We start from the raw sequence: 20,645 nt of genomic DNA, 5'->3' as shown, positions 1-20,645 counted from the left end.
AAATAAATTTGATTGGAAAAAAGGATTTAAATTTTCTACATATGCAACTTGGTGGATAAGACAAGCAATAACAAGAGCAATAGCAGATCAGGCAAGAACTATAAGAATACCTGTGCATATGGTTGAAACTATAAATAAAATGAATAAAACTATAAGAGAATATTTACAAGAGAATGGAGAGTATCCAACTGCACAAGAATTATCTAAACTCATGGATAAACCAGTTGAAAAAGTTAATGAAATACTTATGAGTGCTAAAGATATAATATCTTTGAATTCACCAATTTCAAGTGGAAATGGTGATGATGATGAATCAGAAACAGGAGATTTTATAGGTTCTGATGATTTAACTCCAGAAGAAGTTGCTCAACAAATGATATTAAAAGAAAAACTTGAAGAAGTACTCGATACCCTTCATCCAAAAGAAGCACTTGTATTAAAAATGAGATATGGTTTTTTAGATGGAAAACAAAAAACTTTAGAAGAAGTTGGACAATTTTTTAATGTCACAAGAGAAAGAATTAGACAAATAGAAACGAAAGCATTAAGAAAACTGAGACATCCAAGCAGAAGTTCACAATTGAAAGATATAGTAGATGGTTAAAAATAATTAAAAGCGGATCTTTATGAATTCAATAAACATTTAGATCCGCTTTCTTATGTAAATTTAATTTAAATATTTACTTTCAACCATTATGCAATATTCAAAATTATATTCGATATCATTTAATGTTTCAAGGTATCTTTCAAGTTCTATTGATTCTGCTCCAGGCTGATACCAAAATTTTTTAAACCCATTTTCATAAGCTTTTTTAGTTATATCGAGACCTATTTTTGCAGGAACAACAAACACAATCAATTGAACCTCTTCTGGAAGTTCATCAATATTCTTATAATTTTTAATATTTTCTATAATCTCTTCATTAGGATTCACAGGATATATATTAAATCCTTTTTGTTTTAAGTTTTTAACAATTTTGTTTCCATATTTTTCTGAATTATTTGAAGCACCAATTATGGCAATATTTTTAATATCTTTCAAAGATATCATTTTTATCCCTCCTCGAAATCTTCGATAGTTTCTAAAGCGGTATGCCATGCAAGAGTGAAGCACTTTATTCTCATAGGATAAGTAGAAATATCTTTAAATATATCTAAGTCACCAATTATATGTTCATTAAAACTTTTCCCTTGGGACATTTTTATAACTTCATTTATGAGTTCTTTACCCTTTTCAGTATTTAATCCTTTTAGAGCTTCACACAGCATAGAAGTAGATGCCTGAGAAATTATACAACCATGTCCCTTGAATTTAGCATCTTTTATGATATCATCTTCTATTTTTAAAAATAAATTTATTTCATCACCACAAGATAAATTTTTAGCATGGTTTTCATAAGCATTTTCTAAAGAACCTTTAAATTGAGGATTTTTTGCATAATCAAGAATAATTTCAGAATATAAATCTTCTAAACTCATTTTAACCACTCCCAAACTTTTATCAATCCATTATAAAGTTTGTCTACATCATTTTTATCATTGTAAATATAAAAACTTGCTCTACATGACGATTGAATTCCAATATCCTTCATAATTAATTGAGCACAATGATGACCAGAACGAATTGCAATTCCAGTTAAATCATTTAATAAATGTGAAACATCATGAGGATGAATGTTTTTTAAATTAAAAGATATTATTCCAAATTGAGAAGAATCTTTAGGACCGTACAATTCTATAAAATCTAATTTATTTAATTTATTTATTGCATATTGTGTAATATCTGATATATGATCCGAAATTAAATCAAATCCTATTTCATCTATTATTTTTATTGCTTCATTTAAACCTGAAATCCCTTCCATATTTGGAGTACCAGCTTCAAATTTATAAGGTAAAATATTGAAAGATGTATCTTCATAATCAACTTGATCTATCATTTCACCGCCAAATAGAAATGGATTCATATCATTCAAAATTTTTTTCTTTCCCCACAAAATACCTATACCACCAGGAGCTAACATTTTATGACCTGAAAATGCTACAAAGTCAGCATTTAATTCTTTTAAATTTATTTCATGATGAGGAACATATTGTGCCGCATCTATTAAAATTAAAGTTTTTTCATTTATATTTTTAATTTTTTTAATCAGATCTTTAATATCTATAATTTGTCCTGTGACATTTGAATGAGCAGTAATAGCAACTAATCTTGTTTTTTTATTTATATTATTTAAATATTCAGATTCATTAAAAATGCCATCTTTATTCTTAAAAACCTTAGTATTTATATTAAAATTTTTCCCTATTTGTTGCCAAGGGACAAAGTTTGCATGATGTTCTAAACTATTTAAAAGAATTTCATCACCATCATTAAAAAAATTTGAAATAGCTAAAGAATAAGCAACAAGATTTATTGATTCCGTAGTTCCTTTGGTAAAAATAATTTCTTTAGAAGAAGAAGCATTCAAAAAATCTTTTAATAAATCTCTAGTTTCTTCTAACAATAAAGTAGATTCAGCTGCTAATGTATGACTTGATCTATGTACATTTGATCTATGATTTAAAGAATATTCATAAACTCTGTTTGCGACTCTTTTTGGTAAAAGAGTCGTCGCAGCAGAGTCTAAATAAACTAATTTGTTTTCATTAATATTGCGTTTCAAACTGGGAAATTCTAAATCAAATTTTTGACTCAATAACATTTCTAATCACCTCAGAAGTTTCTTTATGATACTTTTCTACTTCGTCTATAAAAGATTCAAAAATAGCTAAAGAAAGAAGCCTTTTAGCTTCTACTTTAGAGAAACCTCTTGTCATAAGATAATAAAGCGTATCTTCATTTAAAGTTCCAACAGAAGCAGCATGAGAAGCATTAACTTCATTTTCGTCTACTAATAAACTTGGTATGGCTTCTGCTCTTGATTTTTCTGATAATAAAAGAGTATGTTCAGATTCAGAAGCATTAGCTTCTTTTGCATTTTTCTTTATGTCTAAAGTTCCTCTAAAAACAGCTTTTGAAAGATCTTTTAAAACACCTTTCCCAGTAATATCGCCAGTAGTATTTTTTCCATAAAATCTTATCAAATAAAACATATCGATTATATTATCATTATATCCAAGAAAATAAGGTTTCATAAATGCATTTGAATTTTCACCACTAAGTCTAAAAATATAATGTGGAGAAGAAATTCTTCCACTTATATGAAGGTCGTAAACATTTACAGTTGCATTTTCACCAACCTCAAATAAAGCATTATCTATATTTATATCTTTGTCACCTAAATGAGCTACATTTATTATTGTTAATTCAGCATTTTTACCTAAAACACCTCTTAAAGAAGTTGTTCTAAAACCATCTTCGTTACTACCATTTAATATTCTAACTACAGTAACTTTAGAATTTTCTTTTATATTAAAAATTGTATTTTCATATATAGGATTATCTAAATTATATTCTAATATTATAGGCTTTTTTTCTTCATTTTTTTTAGTTTTTATATAAAATCCAGTATTAAAAAAAGTATCTGACATTAAAAAAAACTTTCTATTAGCACCTTCCATATCATATTTTGCAAGAATTTTTAAACCTTCTTCATCTATATTATCTATTGATAAAGGATTACCTGAAATTTTTGGATTAATTTTCTCTATATATTTTAATGGATCATAACCATTCAGTTTTGTTCTTTTCCATTTAGGAAATCCCCATTGTTTATAAGATTCATATCTTGTTTTTTTAAAAGTTATTAGATCTTTATTTTTATACTGTTCAATAGATCTTGAAAGTTCATTTTCATTATAATCTATTTCAGATTCAATTTGTGGAACTTTAGATTCCACAGTTAAAAAATTATTATGTTTTAAATCTATTGCTTTTTCAAATATTGTTTCCATTTATTAATTCACCTCTTTCACCATGATATCAACCTATAGATGATTCAACTTCCATATTTATAAGTCTGTTCAATTCAATTGCGTATTCTATTGGAAGTTCTTTTGCAAAAGGTTCAACAAAACCTCTAACAACCATAGCTTTTGCTTCTGCTTCAGAAAGGCCTCTTGTCATCAAATAATAAATTTGTTCATCTTTAATTCTTCCGATTTTTGCTTCATGACCAACGTCAGCTTCATTTGTATGAACTTCTATAAGAGGAACAGTATCACTTTTTGATTTATTATCCAGCATCAAAGCTTGACATTCTACAGAAGCTTTAGCACCTTTTGCATTTTCACCAATTTTTAACCATCCTCTATAAAAAGCCCAACCTCCAGCAACACTTATAGATCTTGCATCAATATTTGCAGAAGTATAAGGAGCAAACATCATAACCTTTGATCCAGCATCCATATGTTGATTAGAACCGGCATAAGTAATAGCCTTAGTTTCGGTTTTAGCTCCTTTTCCTCTCAAAATAGAAGAAGGATATATCATAGTTTTAAAAGAACCAAGTGAACCAGATACCCATTCCATTATTCCATCTCTATCAACAATAGCTCTTTTAGTATTCAAATTATAAGTATTTTTACTCCAATTTTGAATAGTTGCATATTTAACTCTTGCAGATTCTTTTACATATATTTCTACCATTCCAGCATGTATATTTGTAGTATTATAAAAAGGAGCAGAACATCCTTCAATGAAAGCTAATTCAGATCCTTCTTCTGCAACTATAATCGTATGTTCTAATTGACCCATTCCTGGATTATTCATTCTGAAATAAGCTTGTAATGGTAGAGGAACTTTAACGCCACGAGGAACGTACAAAAATGTCCCTCCGCTCCATATAGCTCCATGCAATGCTGCATATTTATGGTTTGTAGCTGAAACAGCTTTCATAAAATATTGTTTTACAAGATCAGGGTATTTTTTTACAGCAGTTTCCATGTCCATAAAAATAACACCTAAATCTTCAAGATTTTTCTGAACATGTTGATAAACGACTTCTGAATCGTATTGAGCTCCAACGCCCGCCAAAGCTTTTCTTTCAGCTTCTGGAATACCTAGTTTTTCAAATGTATCTTTAATTTCATCAGGTACCTCATCCCAAGAGTTTGTTCTTTTGGCATTCGGTTTAATATAAGCAACTATTTTACTTAAATCTAAATCTTTTAAATCTACTCCAAATTGCGGATCCTTCCAAGATTCAAATATTTTAAGAGATTTTAATCTCAAATCTAACATCCATTTTGGTTCTTGCTTTTGTTCTGAAATTTCATATATTATTTGCTTATTAAGGCCTGGTACAGACTTATAAGCATACATTTCAGGATTTCTAAAATCAAATCTACTTTGATCTACAAGAAGATCCTTCATATCAAAATCTTTATTAGACATCTTAACCACTCCTTAATTAAACTATCCTTCAATCATAGAATAACCATTTTCTTCTATTTCTTTAGCCAATTCGGCACCACCAGTTGTGATTACATGACCTTGTGAATAAACATGAACAAAATCTGGAATAACATAATTCAAAATTCTTTGATAATGAGTAATTAAAAGTATACCCATGTTCTCAGTTTTAAATTTATTTATCGATTCAGCAACTATTCTTAAAGCATCAATATCTAAACCTGAATCAATTTCATCAAGAATAGCTAATTTAGGATTTAAAAGACCCATTTGCATTATTTCACTTTTCTTTTTTTCTCCACCAGAAAAACCATTATTTACATATCTATCTAAAAATAATTTATCCAAATAAACTGTGTCAGAAAGTTCATCGATTTTTCTGCTTAATTTCAAAGCAGATATACTATCATTTTCGTTTATATTTCTATAAGAATTTAATAAAAATTGCCTCATTTTAACTCCATCAACTTCTTCTGGTGCTTGAAAAGACATAAATAAACCTAATTTAGCTCTTTCATCAGTAGAAAGATCAAGAATAGATTGTCCTTTAAAAAGAATATCACCTTCGAGAACTTCATATTTTGGGCTTCCCATTATAACATTTGCCAAAGTTGATTTACCAGAACCGTTAGGCCCCATTATTGCATGAATTTCTCCAGAATTAATAGTTAAATTTACACCTTTTAATATTACATTACCATCTTCTACTACACTAGCCTTTAAATCTCTCACTTCTAATATTTTTTCCATTTAAATGCCTCCTCACAAACATTCAAATCAGATTGTTTTTGTTGTATATGTTAATTAAATTCTACCATAAAAGTCAGAATTAAGTCAAATTAAATATGATATTTTTTGTAAAGATTATATATAAAAAAAATTAATAAAAAAAATCAAAAAAATATGAAACATTTTTTTAAATGAAAAATGATATAATATACAATGACAAGATGTCTTCTTATAGGGGTGAGATAGCATGTATAGAAAGATGAGCATAGAAAATTTTAATGAAAAATTGAACCAAAAAACTCATATTCCAGGTGGTGGGGCAGTTGCGGCTATTGTAGGATCTTTAGCGGCATCTTTAAGCGGAATGGTTGCCCAATATACACTTGAAAATGAAAAATATGAACAACATGAAAGTAAAGTAGAAAAAGCTTTAGAAAAACTGATACATATATCCGATGTTTTAATGGACTGTGCAGACGAAGATTCAAGAGCTTTTGATAAGGTTTCAAAAGCTTATAAAGGCATAGGGGATAAAGATTTAGCATTGAGAGAAGCTGCCTTAGTTTCGGCTAAAATATCGAAATTAGGATATGAAATAATGGAAATCTCTTATATGTTATACAAATATGGAAATAAAAACCTTAAATCGGATGCACAAATTTCTTGTTATCTTGGATATTCTGTTTATAACTCTGGATTAATACTTGTAAAAGTTAATGCTAAAAGTATTAAAGACAAAGAAATAAAAGAAAAAATAGTTGGAGATATAGATAAAATAATTATAACTGCTGACAAATTGTTAAAAGATATTAGAAAAGAAATAGATATCGATTAAAAGTTAGAAATATTACGTATATTACAACGTAAGTTATAAAATAAAAATTACAAGGAGGGTAGACGTTATAGTAAAACATGTAATATTATAAAATAAAAAAATTTTATAAGTTTTACATAACGATTTTAAATAATTAATGTCAAAAATAAAATATGAACTACTACATGTTGATAAATACTCAAAAGCGAGAAGAGGAAGAATACATACCCCACATGGTATTATAGAAACACCTGTTTTTATGCCTGTTGGTACTAATTCAACAGTTAAAGGATTAACAAATGATCAAATAAAAAATATAGATTCTGAAATAATACTTTCAAATGCTTTTCATCTTTTTTTAAGACCTGGAATGGAAATAATGAAAGATTTTGAAGGTATACATAATTTTATGAATTGGAATAAACCTTTATTAACTGATAGCGGAGGATTTCAAGTTTTTTCTTTAAAGGATAGAAAAATATCAGAAGAAGGAGTGCTATTCAGATCCCCTCTTGATGGATCAAAAATAATGATGACTCCTGAGAAATCTATGGAAATCCAACAAACAATAGGTTCGGATATAGCAATGGCATTTGATGAATGTGTAAATGCTAAATGGGGATATGAATACATGAAAGATTCGGTTGATAGAACTTATAGATGGGCAAAACGTTCATTTGAAGCACATAAAAAAGAAAATCAATCACTTTTTGGAATTGTTCAAGGCGGCTTATTTAGCGATTTAAGACAAAGAAGTTTAGAGCAAATAACTTCTATACCATTTGACGGATTTGCACTTGGAGGTCTTGCAGTAGGGGAAAAATATCAAGAATCAGAAAAAGTGTTAAAAGAATTTGGTGATAAACTTCCAAAAGATAAACCTAGGTACATAATGGGTATAGGATCACCAACCATGATGTTTTTATCTGTAGAAAATGGAATGGATATGTTTGATTGTGTATTACCAACGAGAATGGGAAGACATGGTACAGCATTAACTTGGAATGGAAAATTAAACTTGAAATCGGCAAAAAATAAATTTGATCATAGTCCTATAGAAAATGATTGTAATTGCTATGCTTGCAAAAATCATACAAGAGGATATATAAATCATCTCTTAAAAAGAGATGAAATGTTGGGTAAAACTTTAATATCTATACATAATCTATACTTTAACATACACCTTATACATAAAATGAGAGAAGCGATAGAAAATGATTCTTTTTTAGATTTCAAAAAAGAATTTTTTTCAAATTCGTCGTATCCTTTACAAAATTAAAAAAATTCAAAAAAAACAATCGGGCTATATGTCCGATTGTTTTTTTGAATTTAAATAAACTGTTATGAATGATATTCATCTCTAATTAATTTTTAATAAAATTAATATATAATAACTATATATTGACTAAAATATGATTTAATGGGTGATAAAAATGAAAATAGAAAAAATAATCTGGAGAGTAATATTTATTATATACATTACTCTTATTTTTTATTTATCTTTAAGTAAGCCAATAATACCATACTCTACTTTTAAATATGAAGATAAAATAATTCATTTTATAGCTTATTTTATAAGTTCAGACCTATTTTTTATGGCTTTTAAAAATACAAAAAGAAAAATTTTATTCAGTATTTCGATAATATTATATATATCTTTTCCAATAATAACCGAATATATACAATCTTTATCAAAATATCATATATTTAGTTATTATGATATGATAGCAAGTCTTGGAGGTTTATTTTTTGGAATGATATTTTTTCTTATAAAAAATAAAGCCTTCAAGTAAAAATATCATTAAAATATTATGCTATAATTTCTTTTGGAGGTGTACAATTTGAAAAAAATAAAATATGCTATAGTATATCTTAACATAGAACCAAATTATGCTAAATTACATAATTTACCAGTAAAATTACCAATTCTCGCGGAAGATTTTTATAAAGCAAAAAATGAAAATAAAATACCTTTAGACATAATAATAAGAGGACTTGAAGCTCAAATAAATGTAAAAAAAGATGAATATTATTCGAGTTATTTAGTTTATCATTATTATGAAATGTTTAAACAATTGATGAATAAAGAAGATTTTGAATTAGCTTACAAATATTTATTAAAAGCTAAAGAAATTTTACATGATTATAGATTTCATTTTTATTCCGGTTTATATTATGCAAAACTCGGAAATGAAGAAATTGCAGAATTAGAATTAAAACAATCCATAAGTGAAAAAAAAGATTTTGCTTATGGATACTTTGAGCTTGGAAATTTAATGTATTTCAGAAAGATTTATGATGAAGCTGTCGATTATTACATAAAAGCTATAGAATCAGATAAAGAATTTTCGCTAGCATACCTAAAAATAGGAGATATATTCGCAGAAAATGGAAGATATGAACAGGCAATAGAAAACTACTTTAAAGTTATTAAATTAGATTCTCAATTTATTCCAGTTTATCAAAGATTAGGAGTAATCTATAATCAACTAGAAAGATATAAAGATGCTTATCTAATACATAAAAAAGCATTGGAAATAGATAGAAACAATTATGAAATTTATTATAATAATTCATATAGTTTATCAAAACTTGGCAGACATCTAGATGCCATAAAAAATTTAGAAAAGGCACTTACTATAAAAGAAACGGATTTTATTCTTCATGAATTATCCTTAGAATACAAAAATATAGGAGAGTTTATAAAAGCTATAAATGCAGAAGAAAAAGCTTTAAAACTTTCAAGTGATGAAAACAAAAATCTAATATATTTAACACTTTTAAAATTATATACAATAATTGAAGATGAAGAAAATGTAATAAAAAATTATAACAAACTTAAAAATACTGATTTACAAATACCTTCAAAATCACTTTTGATGTTTTTTTACCTTTCAAAAGGAGATATAGAAAATACAGAAAAGATTTTAAGCAAACTAAACAAAGAAGGACTATTTTTAAGTTTACCATTAAGATTAGACAAAATAGATACTTATTTAGAAAAATTAGAAAGTTATACAGATTTGGCAGTTGAAAAAGCTTTATTAGAAAGTTTTGATGATGATGGAATGATAGATGCCAAAATTCTTTCAGAAAAATTATCAGAAAATGGATTAAAGGGAGAATATATAGGTTGGTTAAAAGAACCTTTAGATAAAACATCTAAATTAAAACCATTAGGATTAAAAGTAATAATAAATGCTCTATACTTATCTGGATTCAACTATGGATTATCAGAAAGAGTAGAATCAACACTTTCAAAATACTTATGGAAAGATAATTATGGATTAGCTTTTTCAAAAGTTCTTTTAAGATACTATCAAAATAGAGTTTTTGGAGAGCAAAGTAATTTAGAAAATTTTATAGAAGAAATAATAGAAGAAATAAAAGATTTAAACTATAAATTTTCTAAAATAATTTCGGAATATGAAACATATATATTGGACTTTGATTCTATTTTAGAATCGAATATGAAAACATTTGAAGATGCTTTATACATATTTTTATCAGCTATGAGATTTGATTTAAGTATTGAGGAAATAGAAAATCAAAAATTCAAAAATGAAGAAGTAAAGGATTTAATAATGTTTGTAGCAAAGTTAAACAGATTATAAGGGGTGTAAATAATGAAAAAGAGCCTGTTATTTATTTTAATATTTATTTTTAGCACAATTTCATTTTCTTCAATAAAAGCAGTAATGCCAAAAAATAATCAAGAAGAAGTTGATTTAAAAATAATATTTAAATGGAGTTATGAAAGTGATCAAAATGATAAAAAAGTTAAATTTAGATTGTATATATCAGAAAATCCAAATATAAAAGAAGAGGATTTAAAATTAAATAATCTTTTTTCAAACTTTTATGCAGGCGATGTTTTAAAACCCCAAACAACGTATTATTGGAAAATAGAAGCATTATCTGAAGGAAAAGTTATAGATAGTCAAACTTTTAGATTCAAAACAAGAGAATTACAAAATGGAGACATATATCAAATATTTTTTGAAAATTATAAAAGTTTAATACCATATGGAAAATATTTTATAGGTATAAACAATGATTCATTTGAAATAATAGATGAAAATAAAAATAAAATAAAAACAATAAATGTTAAAGGAATAATAGAGAATATATATAAAAAAGAGATAATTTATATAAAAACTAAAGAAAAATTATATTTATTATATCCAGATATGATAATAAAAGAATTTAATTTTGATAAAAAAATAATAAAAGTAAATGAAGAGACTTATATAACAACAAAAAACGAAATATATGAAATAAAAAGTAATAAAATAGAGAAAATATATAGTTCGCGTGAAAATATCATAGATACAAAAATATTTGATCAGCACATAATAATATCTTTAAAAAATAAAATACAAATATTAGACTTTGATATGAAAAATATAAAAGAAATAAATTTTAAAGAAGAAATACAACAAATCCTTACATCAAAAAATAAAATATTTATTATAACAAAAGACTATATACAAGAACTCGACAAAAATTATGATGAAATAAAAAGACTAAACTTTAAAATATCTTCGGATAAACTAAATAGAAAGTATTATATACACAGTGAAAACATGATAATTCTTGCTGGAAATAATACATTACAAATTTATAATGAAAAATTAGAATTGATAAAAAACATAAATTATGAAGAAAAATACGATTATTTTATATCTTTAAATGAAGATAAATATGTGTTAATAGGAGAAAAAATAAAAGCTTTTGATAATAACAATAAAAACATATGGTCTTATTCTTCAATAAGCCCATTAACTCCTATATCAAAACCATATAAAGATGGATCTTTGATATCAATAGGAATAACAGACTATGTTGACAGATATATAATATTTTTTGAAGAAGATATAACAAATGAAACAAATTATAAAAAAGTAATACAAAAAATAGAACAGGATTCAAATGAAAAAGAAAATCAAACAAAATTTGAAAACACAGAAGAAAAAATCCCGAAAGATACTGAAAATACTGTAGAACCTATGAAAAATGATGAAGACCTAATTAATATAGATCATACAGAACCAGCAACTGTTGAAAATACTATAAATGAAATTACAGAAGAACCTACGCCATTAAATATAACAGAAAATGCTACAAAAATAGATCTTGAAAAAGAAATAAAAAGTTTAACTCAAAAATCAACCGAAACAACTAAAGAATCAACGATAACTAATTTTACTAAACCAGCCACAAAAATTGATAATATAAAAGAACCAAATATATTCGAACAAATATTTGGATTAGTTCCAAAATATGATTATAAAATAAATTTTGATTATGATGAAATAGATGAAAAACAAATAAAAATTACTTGGGATGGAACACCTATTACAGATAATTTTATAATCGAACTCAATGATAACAAAACTTTAAATACAGTAACTACAGAGTCAACTGAAGCTACATTGACTTTAGAAAAAAATAAAAATTATAATTTAAAATTATTTACTATAAAAGACGGAAAAAAAATAAACTTAGATTCTAAAGATTTTAAAACTACAAACTTTCAAAAAACGGTCATATTAGATAAACTATACGATGAATATGCTTATAAAGTAGTATCAGATGAAAATAATTTTTACATTGCAGGTTATGAATCAAGAGATTCATGGAAAGCAAAGATAATAAAAATAAATAAAAATTTAAAAGAAAAAAAAGAATACATATTCGGTGGAGATGGTACAGATTTCTTTAAAGATATAATAATTACAAAAGATGCATCAGAGAATGCAAATTTAGTAGCTATTGGAGATACATCATCAAAAGGCTTAAATGGAGATGCTTATATAGTTTCCATAACTTCAGATGGAACTATAAATTATGAAATAAATTATGGCGATTTTGGAAGAGATAGTGGAATATCTATTTCTAATATAGACGACGAAAGTTATGTTGTATCCGGTAACTTTTTTACGAATAATAGATTAACAGATATCTTTGTATCAAAATATACAAAAGATGGTGCAAGAATATGGACAAATAACTTTGGTGGAAAAAATTTAGAAATCGCCAACTCAGTTGTTAATAATTCAAATCAAGGATTTATAGTTGTAGGATATACGAGATCATTCGGATATGGAAAATTTGATATATATGCTATAAATATAGACTATTATGGTAAAGAAAAATGGTCTAATGTGTATGGAGATGAAAATGATGATATTCCAGTTGGAACTATAAAATTGGGTAAGAAATATTACATAATATATGAAAATGAAGGCGAAGAAATATATCATAGTATTGTAGAATTAGATGAAAATAAAGGATTTGGAAATTCTTTCAAACAAAAATCAGAATACAAAGAAAAATTACTTGGAACAAAAGTAATAAATGATGAAATATATACATATGGGTACAGAGAAAAAAATAATAAAAAATTAGGAATAGTTTATAAAATAAATATAGAACAGAAAAAATTTGAAGAATTTTTAGAAATAGAACTTGATGGAGACTATCAAATAATAGGCTTGGATATACAAGATGAATATATATATACATATGGAAACATTATGACAAAAAGAAATACGAACAATATAGTAATAACAAGAGATATTATTCAACAAAAGAATCAAGATCAAATTCAAACAAAAGATTTAGAAGAAAAAAAGGAGATAAAAAATGGAATTATGTAGTGTTTTTGGAAAATGTGGTGGTTGTGAATTCCTTGATATAGAATATGATGAACAATTAAAAAATAAAGAAAAAAAAGTCTTTGAAATATTTAAAAATCTTAATTTAAAACCAAAAAATTATCATGGGATTGTAAAATCTCCCAATACATATGAATATAGAAATAAAATGGAATATACATTTGGAAATGAATCAAAAGATGCCCCATTAAACCTTGGAATGAAAGCAAAAGGTAGAAAATTTGATGTTCATTATACCAAAGACTGCAAGCTTGTAGATGATGACTTTAACCAAATAGTAATTTTTACAAGACAGTTCTTTTTAGAAAGGGAATATACATTCAGAAATTATAGGGCTCATAAAGGATATTTAAGGCATTTATCTGTTAGAAAAGGATTAAACACAAATGAACTATTGATAAATATAGCTACAGATCAAACTGATGAAAATGATAAGGATATAAAACTATGGGCTGAAGGAATACTAAATTTGAAACTAAAAAGTAAAATAGTATCGATTCTTCACAGTAAAACCGGAGCAAAAGGAAATGTATTAAAAGCAGACAAATTAGAAATAATATATGGAAAAGATTATTATATAGAAAAAATATTAGACTTAAAATTTAAAATAGGTCCATTTTCATTCTTTCAAACTAATACATATGGGGCAGAAAAATTATATGAAACAGCCATTCAATATGCTGAAAATACTGATATAACATATGATTTATATTCAGGAACGGGTACAATAGCCTCATTATTATCAAAAAAATCAAAAAAAGTTTATGCTGTTGAAATAATAAAAGAAGCAGTTGAAATGGCTAAAGAAAATGCAGAATTAAATGATATATTTAATGTTGAATTTATATGCGGAGATGTAAAAGAAGAAATAACAAAATTAGAAGGACATCCTGATTTTGTTGTACTTGATCCACCAAGAGCAGGATTAAATCCAAAAGTTTTAAAATTTTTAAAAGAACAAAGATTTAGAAAAATAATATATGTATCCTGTAACCCAGAAACACTCTCAGAAAATATAAAAGAAGTTAAAGATTTATACGATTTTCAACATTATCATTTAGTAGATATGTTTCCCAATACAAGGCACGTTGAGTGCGTGACATTGATGTCAAGGGTTGAGAAGTAGGGGTATTCAAAACACTGATAAATAAAGGGTTTCCAGACATTAGGTTTTTCTCACGGTTACTTTGCCGGAAGAAATAATGTCAGAAAACCCTTATTTTTATTGTTTGCGGTAACATATCAACTGCCTTGAAAGTGATAGGGTTGAGTTGATAGGTTAGATATATTAACAGGGTTGAGGAGACAGGATGGATGTAAATTTCCGCTTAATTTTCTTCACTGTTTTCTATTTCTTTCAATGATACCCCGTCTTTCGTTTTCCATTCTACCAGTCCATTTACGTGCCCGCCAATGACAAAGGCAGCAGCATATGATGGGCTACGAAATAAGATGTTTTCTTGAAGTATTCCATTTTCATCTATTTTGGCTTTTTGTCTGCGTTCTTTAATTCCAGGTGGAATGCTATCAGAATCTATAGTTTCTATACGACTGCCTTGTAAGACGACAAAGCCCTCGTTTGTTTGCTTACAGCTTGCCTCAATTACTTGTCCACTCTTACGACTTTTTCGCTTCATAAAGAGAAGCAATTCTTCTTCGGGAGATTCTACAGTGATAGCTGCTTTTGGTTTATCTGTTAGTGGTTCGAATAATTTGTGTCCAAGAGCGCCCATTATAATCTTAGCGTAATCAATGAACTCTTCAAGCTCACTTTCTTTTTCCTCGGTTATATTTCCTGGAGTAGGGTCGTTTCCATTCTTAACCACATACCGGTTTGCCTCTACTGCAAGTCCACAAAAGCGGTTCTCAAGATAACTTATCTCTGTGGGACCAAAGGAGTTATTGGACGTAGTGAATACAACAGCCTCTGTCCAATAATCTTTATCAGGATTTCGCTTATGTTCTATCAACCGACAGAGAAGACCCTCTCCATTTTTTCGTACTCCAGCTTGACCAATATAAACCATATTGTCGTCTGTTTGATCGGAAGTGCCAAATAAGAAGTAAACACCGCTCTGTGATAAATCTTCGCGTCCCTTGCACTTATCTAGTTCTGTTCGAGGTATTTTGTAAGCCACGCCTGTCCAATTAGCAAGAGTACACTTTATTCTCCCATTTGGTGTGCCATCCATTAAAAACAAATTTATACTTTTTCCTCGTTTAGCCATAATCCTTTACCTCTCTCGTAACAGCTTATTTGTTATTTGAATCATTGTAAGGAGTTTCAAATGGCTTTCCTTCAGGGTTATACGTTAAATTGAAAACAAGATCCGACAGCCATTTCTTAAACGAAGGATTATCATTAAACTGCTTAAATAACTCCATATTATCCGCCATTATACTAAATATAACCGACTGAAGGGCACGTTCACTTTCCATACGTGCATTTTGCTTGTCTGAATTTTTCATTGCGTTAATATAGCGCTCGTCTTTTGTAACCATTCCTGGTATTTCTAGAATTTGGCGGCGAACATTATCAGCATCGTTCCAGTCTATATTGCCGAACAAGTCATTAAATGATGAAAGAATGCTAGAAAGCAAATCCATTTCTGGCTCCACTATGCCACCTACACGACCAGCAGGTACAGGGCCAATCTCAGCGTCAGCATTATCTAATACAAGAGACATAGAATCACGAGCTTCCACTCGGTAACTATCTAAATCAATTGAATCTAGTATCCCTTGAGATAAATCATCTTCTTTGGGAGAAGGAAGTTTAGGTATTAATAAATTTAAAAATATTGATAGCTTTTCCCATTCTGCATTACCGTAAGGAAGAATAGCTCCAAGAAAGCCGTATGTTCGAACAAATGCTTTTGCTGCACTTTTGAATTCAATTTTCCCTTCGTCATCAAGCTCTTTGTAAATAGCAGTACATGCATCGAGGATAGGATCTAACCTATCACGTTCTGCACCATTTAAGTACAGTTCAACAAGCGAATCAACATGCCCACTTTCGTATACTTGATGGGATTCCATAATTGCTATGAGATCATAAAGCTTGTTCGGATCAGTTTCATTAGACAGAATAGTTGTCCGATAATATTTTGAGAATGCTGCTTCAATGGTCTCTGTTTTATTTGCAAAATCAAGTACAAAAGTATCATGTTTCTGTGGATGAGAGCGGTTCAGTCGAGATAGAGTCTGAACCGCCTTTATATCAGATAGCATTTTGTCAACGTACATTGTATGGAGTAGTGGTTCATCATAACCCGTTTGGAACATATCAGCCACTATAAGAAATCGATATGGATCCTTACGGAACACCTTCTCAATTGTATTATCTGGGAAGCCATTAATTGCTGCAGAGGTTAAAGTTTTACCACCATATTCTTTTTCCCCAGAAAAAGCAATAATAGCTTTATAAGGACTACGCCTGTCAGCAAGGCATTTATTAATTGCGTAATAGTATTCTATACAGCGCTCTATACTACTCGTAACCACCATAGCTCGCGCTTTTCCTCCGATTTTTCCTTTTGAAATAACCTGATCATGAAAGTGGTTCACCATGATTTCTGCTTTTTGTGATATGGCAAATTTATTGCTTTCTACAAATTGACGGAGTTTCTTTTGTGCTTTTTTCTTGTCAAATAAAGGATCATCTTCAATGGTTTTAGCAAGTCTGTAATAACTGTCAACAGGGGTATAGTATTTAAGTACATCTAAAATAAAACCTTCTTGAATTGCTTGCTTCATTGTATATACATGGAACGGACGATGTTTAATTTCATCTCCGTCTTGGTATGGGATACCAAACATTTCAAGGGTTTTGTTTTTCGGAGTAGCGGTAAATGCAAAATAGCTAGCGTTCTTCAGCATTTTGCGCCCTTCCATAAGACGGTTGATTTTATCTTCAAAATCTTCCTCTTCTCCAGTAACTTCACCTGATAATACAATATTCATCTTAGCCGACATGTTACCGCTCTGTGATGAATGGGCCTCGTCAATAATTATGGCAAAAGAACGCCCTTTGTGTTCTGAACCTATACTATCAAGAATAATAGGGAACTTATGTACAGTAGTTATTATAATCTTCTTACCGCCATTGATTGCTTTCCTTAAATCATCAGCGTGTTCTGCCCATGCTACAGTGCTAGAAACCTGCATAAATTGTTTTATCGTATCTCGAATTTGTTTATCAAGTATTACACGGTCTGTAACAACTACCACAGAGTCAATGATGGCTTTTCCATTCTTTTCGAGCCCTACGAGTTGATGAGCCAGCCATGCAATAGAATTTGATTTTCCACTACCAGCACTATGTTGAATTAAGTATCTTTGGCCAACACCATTATGTCGTACATCTGCGAGGAGACTTTCAACAGCAGACAGTTGATGGTAACGTGGGAAAATTTGTGTATATGTTTTCTTTTTTGTTTCCTGGTCTACTTTTTCAACAACTTGAGCGTAATTTTCGATTATATGTGCAAGCATATACTTTTCAAGGATGTCCTTCCATAAATAATCTGTCATTATACCAGAAGGATTTGGAGGGTTGCCGGCCCCATCATTGTACCCTTTGTCAAATGGCAAGAACCAGGAAGCTTTACCATCAAGCTTAGTACAGAACTTGACCCTTGCATCATCTACTGCAAAATGAACCATACAGCGTTTAAATTGGAAAAGCAGTTCCTTCGGATCACGATCCGTTTTATATTGATATACTGCATCATCAACATTCTGCTTTGTAAGTTGATTTTTAAGCTCGCATGTTATAACCGGCAAGCCATTGATAAAAATGCACAGATCAAGGGCAAGACGAGTCGCATCCTTTGAATATTGGAGTTGTCGTGTAACGCTGAAAATATTTTGCTCAAATAGAGCTTTTGCTTTTATGTTCTTCTCACTTGGTGTAAGATAAAACATAACCAGGTCGGCAGGATAAACCTTAATTCCATTACGAAGTACATCAATAATTCCGCGTTTTGCTATTTCACCACGCAGTCGGTTTAGAAACTGAGCCTTTTTTAAGTCGCTTTTAAATACACCGAGCTTTTCCATTTCATCCGGCTGCGTCGCTGAAAGAAAACGGAATAGACGTGTTTCATCAATAGCATAGTCTCGGTTATAGTCAGCATTGCTTCCTTGCTCATAACCGTTTTGATTTACAAGCCAATCTACAATCAAAGATTCCAGACCACTTTCTCGTGTATTAGTAGCAGTCATTTATTCCACCTCCATTTCTCCGTCTTCTTCATCTAAGACGAGATTATCATCAATTTCATCGTCGATAGTTTCATCAGAGTCGGCTTCATATTCAGGTATTTCGATATCACGTACATCGACTTTTCCTGTTACCACATCGGAAATAAGTCGGGTACGGTATTCTTGAAGTAATTTAATTTCGTTTGAAAAGCGTGTAATAGCAACTTCTATATCTTTTGAAGTTCTTTTGATATAGTCAATAATCAAAGTCTGTTCTTCTTCAGACGGTACGATGAAAGGGATGTCTTTCATCTTGGAAATATTCAAATCCCATTGACCAACTCTAATACCGTTGGAGGCTTGTGCAAAGAAATTGACATATACTTTGCTACGGATTGAATAATGAAAATAATCTTTGTTTTTAACATTAACATCAAAAACAAAGTATGCAGGGCTTACAATTCCAGTATAAGGAGATATTCCATATGACCCCTGCCATGCTTTCATTTTATTCATGACAAATTGTCCTGCCTGAACAACCTTGTAACCGCTCAAATCATCAGGTATGAAATTATGGTTAGATTCTTTGTCTTTCACATCTCGTACAATTACTCCCTTTTCTCGTAGAACAGAGAGAAGCGGTAATTTAGGATGATTTTTTATACTTACAGGAGACAAAATACCACGAAGCCTAATTACGTTCCAATGAATAGGAATTTGACCAATCCATTCAATCCCACTATCTTTCATTGGTACATTCGGGTCAAGGCCTTTTGTAACAGCGTTATTGATAATAACCTGCTTCTGTTCATTTAGTAGTACAATCTGCTTTTTCTTTGCTCGAATCAGTTTATTTATTTTCGATAGCTTCCAATCTAGAAAACGCACAATTTGGTTTTGCTCTTCTTTAGGTGGAACAGGAATTAAATGGTTTTTTAATTTAGAATAATCAATGTTTTGTCCTTCTCTAATACCAGTAACACACATTTGTAGTAGTTCTATAAACAAACGAGATTTTGCCAAATGTCGAAAATATCCAGGATTAATTTCTTCTTTTGGCTCCATTACCGTATAAGCAGGGCTAATGATTCCTTGATAATAAGCATATTCAATTCCACCTTGAAATGAACGCAAACTGATGACGAAGTCACCAACTTTCACAAGTTTTAGAAGGTGTAAGTTTTTTTGAGCTTCAACAGTTCTGTTTCCATAAACATCCTTAGGCACAACTCCCATGTTTTGTGAAGCAACTAATAAAACTTCATTAGGATAACCCTTTTCACTTCTTTCATTGAATAAAAACTTAATTTTTCGATAAGACCAACTTTCTGGGATTTTTGTAATCCAAAGCTCGGGTATAGGTTTATATTCATTATAGGGTTTTAACATACTTTCAACCCCCTATAATCTCAGCAAGTAATCCGTCTGTCTCTTCTTCGAGTGAACGAATGTCTGCTGTTATTTCTTCTAGTGTTCTTAGCTGAATCGGTTTATAGAAATATTTTGTAAAGCTAATTTCATAACCGATTTTTGTCTGCTTTTCGTCAATCCATGCATCGGGAGCAAAGGGCTTTACTTCTTTTTCAAAGAATGCCTCGATGCCACCTTCATAGGTAAATGGTATTTGCTCTGTATCTGTTAGCTCTTTATTAACAACAGGCTTTCCTTTTTTATCTTTTTGAATAGAACCATCTTCGTTGTATGCAGGACGTAGAACAGTTACTTTCCAATAACCGAACTCGTTGTTATCGAAAATCTTGCTTGGACCTATGTCAATATCTTGGACACAAAAAGTTGAACAAATTATGCAGAATTTTTAGCTAAGTCCTCACACTTTTGAGGAGTTATATATCCTATGCTA

At 29.2% G+C, this 20,645-nt stretch carries 16 protein-coding genes; 7 read left to right on the top strand and 9 right to left on the bottom strand.

What is annotated here, in order from left to right; translation table 11 throughout:
• The coding region (locus PWP28_RS12095; RefSeq protein ID WP_308644840.1) for a sigma-70 family RNA polymerase sigma factor at window positions 1–604 on the top strand (604 nt) is incomplete at its 5' end.
• Window positions 605–667: 63 nt separating this feature from the next.
• Here PWP28_RS12095 and PWP28_RS12090 read toward each other — a convergent pair.
• Genes PWP28_RS12090 through sufC form a run of 6 tightly spaced genes read right to left on the bottom strand, consistent with a single transcriptional unit; the run spans window position 668 to window position 6,106 of the window.
• Window positions 668–1,048, bottom strand: a complete 381-nt coding sequence (locus PWP28_RS12090) for a CoA-binding protein (RefSeq protein ID WP_371682085.1) — start codon at window positions 1,046–1,048, stop codon at window positions 668–670.
• Window positions 1,049–1,053: 5 nt separating this feature from the next.
• The gene (gene sufU, locus PWP28_RS12085; RefSeq protein WP_170110825.1) at window positions 1,054–1,479 is read right to left on the bottom strand and encodes a Fe-S cluster assembly sulfur transfer protein SufU; all 426 of its coding nucleotides are present in this window, start codon (window positions 1,477–1,479) and stop codon (window positions 1,054–1,056) included.
• Window positions 1,476–2,705, bottom strand: coding sequence for a SufS family cysteine desulfurase (locus tag PWP28_RS12080; RefSeq protein WP_109605060.1), 1,230 nt, complete (start codon window positions 2,703–2,705; stop codon window positions 1,476–1,478). Before PWP28_RS12080 ends, sufU begins: the two co-directional genes overlap by 4 nt.
• The gene (locus PWP28_RS12075) at window positions 2,683–3,897 is read right to left on the bottom strand and encodes a SufD family Fe-S cluster assembly protein (RefSeq protein WP_308644839.1); all 1,215 of its coding nucleotides are present in this window, start codon (window positions 3,895–3,897) and stop codon (window positions 2,683–2,685) included. The genes PWP28_RS12080 and PWP28_RS12075 overlap by 23 nt, the downstream gene beginning before the upstream one ends.
• A 28-nt stretch (window positions 3,898–3,925) precedes the next feature.
• Entirely contained in the window at window positions 3,926–5,338 is a 1,413-nt protein-coding gene (gene sufB, locus PWP28_RS12070) for a Fe-S cluster assembly protein SufB (RefSeq protein ID WP_206050568.1), read from the bottom strand.
• Between the two features lie 21 nt (window positions 5,339–5,359).
• Complete coding sequence (sufC, locus tag PWP28_RS12065) at window positions 5,360–6,106, bottom strand: Fe-S cluster assembly ATPase SufC (protein WP_109605062.1); 747 nt, start codon at window positions 6,104–6,106, stop codon at window positions 5,360–5,362.
• Between the two features lie 226 nt (window positions 6,107–6,332).
• On the opposite strand from sufC, the gene PWP28_RS12060 reads away from it, so the two are divergent.
• The 6 genes from PWP28_RS12060 to rlmD all read left to right on the top strand — a co-directional run bounded on the left by PWP28_RS12060 (window position 6,333) and on the right by rlmD (window position 14,705).
• The gene (locus PWP28_RS12060; RefSeq protein WP_109605063.1) at window positions 6,333–6,920 is read left to right on the top strand and encodes a cyclodeaminase/cyclohydrolase family protein; all 588 of its coding nucleotides are present in this window, start codon (window positions 6,333–6,335) and stop codon (window positions 6,918–6,920) included.
• A gap of 136 nt (window positions 6,921–7,056) precedes the next feature.
• Window positions 7,057–8,178, top strand: a complete 1,122-nt coding sequence (gene tgt / locus PWP28_RS12055) for a tRNA guanosine(34) transglycosylase Tgt (protein WP_109605064.1) — start codon at window positions 7,057–7,059, stop codon at window positions 8,176–8,178.
• 154 nt (window positions 8,179–8,332) lie between these two features.
• A complete protein-coding gene (locus PWP28_RS12050; protein ID WP_109605065.1) occupies window positions 8,333–8,692 on the top strand; it encodes a VanZ family protein in 360 nt (119 codons plus the stop codon).
• Window positions 8,693–8,740: 48 nt separating this feature from the next.
• Window positions 8,741–10,513 carry a tetratricopeptide repeat protein gene (locus tag PWP28_RS12045; protein WP_109605066.1) on the top strand — a complete coding sequence of 591 codons (1,773 nt, stop codon included), beginning with the start codon at window positions 8,741–8,743 and terminating at the stop codon, window positions 10,511–10,513.
• 12 nt (window positions 10,514–10,525) lie between these two features.
• Entirely contained in the window at window positions 10,526–13,561 is a 3,036-nt protein-coding gene (locus PWP28_RS12040; RefSeq protein ID WP_308644838.1) for a hypothetical protein, read from the top strand.
• Window positions 13,548–14,705: a 23S rRNA (uracil(1939)-C(5))-methyltransferase RlmD gene (gene rlmD, locus PWP28_RS12035; RefSeq protein WP_308644837.1), complete on the top strand. Its 1,158-nt coding sequence runs from the start codon at window positions 13,548–13,550 to the stop codon at window positions 14,703–14,705. The genes PWP28_RS12040 and rlmD overlap by 14 nt, the downstream gene beginning before the upstream one ends.
• A 202-nt stretch (window positions 14,706–14,907) precedes the next feature.
• Here the strand turns inward: rlmD and PWP28_RS12030 are convergent, their stop codons facing one another.
• Genes PWP28_RS12030 through PWP28_RS12020 form a run of 3 tightly spaced genes read right to left on the bottom strand, consistent with a single transcriptional unit; the run spans window position 14,908 to window position 20,173 of the window.
• Window positions 14,908–15,807: a GIY-YIG nuclease family protein gene (locus PWP28_RS12030; protein ID WP_009052922.1), complete on the bottom strand. Its 900-nt coding sequence runs from the start codon at window positions 15,805–15,807 to the stop codon at window positions 14,908–14,910.
• Window positions 15,808–15,832: 25 nt separating this feature from the next.
• Entirely contained in the window at window positions 15,833–18,805 is a 2,973-nt protein-coding gene (locus PWP28_RS12025) for a type I restriction endonuclease subunit R (RefSeq protein ID WP_308644836.1), read from the bottom strand.
• Window positions 18,806–20,173 (bottom strand): restriction endonuclease subunit S, encoded by a 1,368-nt coding sequence (locus tag PWP28_RS12020; RefSeq protein WP_308644835.1) that lies wholly within the window; start codon window positions 20,171–20,173, stop codon window positions 18,806–18,808.
• Window positions 20,174–20,645 lie beyond the last annotated feature (472 nt).

This window comes from Oceanotoga sp., from assembly GCF_030445905.1.
Classification (GTDB): Bacteria; Thermotogota; Thermotogae; order Petrotogales; family Petrotogaceae; genus Oceanotoga; species Oceanotoga teriensis.
Note: the sequence above shows the minus strand (reverse complement) of the source record. Positions and strands in the feature narration are given on the sequence as shown.

Bases quoted from the DNA above. Each gene is read 5' to 3' on its own strand.
- rlmD (WP_308644837.1), top strand. From the start codon at position 13,548: ATGGAATTATGTAGTGTTTTTGGAAAATGTGGTGGTTGTGAATTCCTT.
- PWP28_RS12020 (WP_308644835.1), bottom strand. From the start codon at position 20,173: ATGTTAAAACCCTATAATGAATATAAACCTATACCCGAGCTTTGGATT.
- PWP28_RS12030 (WP_009052922.1), bottom strand. From the start codon at position 15,807: ATGGCTAAACGAGGAAAAAGTATAAATTTGTTTTTAATGGATGGCACA.
- PWP28_RS12040 (WP_308644838.1), top strand. From the start codon at position 10,526: ATGAAAAAGAGCCTGTTATTTATTTTAATATTTATTTTTAGCACAATT.
- PWP28_RS12050 (WP_109605065.1), top strand. From the start codon at position 8,333: ATGAAAATAGAAAAAATAATCTGGAGAGTAATATTTATTATATACATT.
- PWP28_RS12060 (WP_109605063.1), top strand. From the start codon at position 6,333: ATGTATAGAAAGATGAGCATAGAAAATTTTAATGAAAAATTGAACCAA.
- sufU (WP_170110825.1), bottom strand. From the start codon at position 1,479: ATGAGTTTAGAAGATTTATATTCTGAAATTATTCTTGATTATGCAAAA.
- sufC (WP_109605062.1), bottom strand. From the start codon at position 6,106: ATGGAAAAAATATTAGAAGTGAGAGATTTAAAGGCTAGTGTAGTAGAA.
- PWP28_RS12025 (WP_308644836.1), bottom strand. From the start codon at position 18,805: ATGACTGCTACTAATACACGAGAAAGTGGTCTGGAATCTTTGATTGTA.
- sufB (WP_206050568.1), bottom strand. From the start codon at position 5,338: ATGTCTAATAAAGATTTTGATATGAAGGATCTTCTTGTAGATCAAAGT.
- tgt (WP_109605064.1), top strand. From the start codon at position 7,057: ATGTCAAAAATAAAATATGAACTACTACATGTTGATAAATACTCAAAA.
- PWP28_RS12075 (WP_308644839.1), bottom strand. From the start codon at position 3,897: ATGGAAACAATATTTGAAAAAGCAATAGATTTAAAACATAATAATTTT.
- PWP28_RS12080 (WP_109605060.1), bottom strand. From the start codon at position 2,705: ATGTTATTGAGTCAAAAATTTGATTTAGAATTTCCCAGTTTGAAACGC.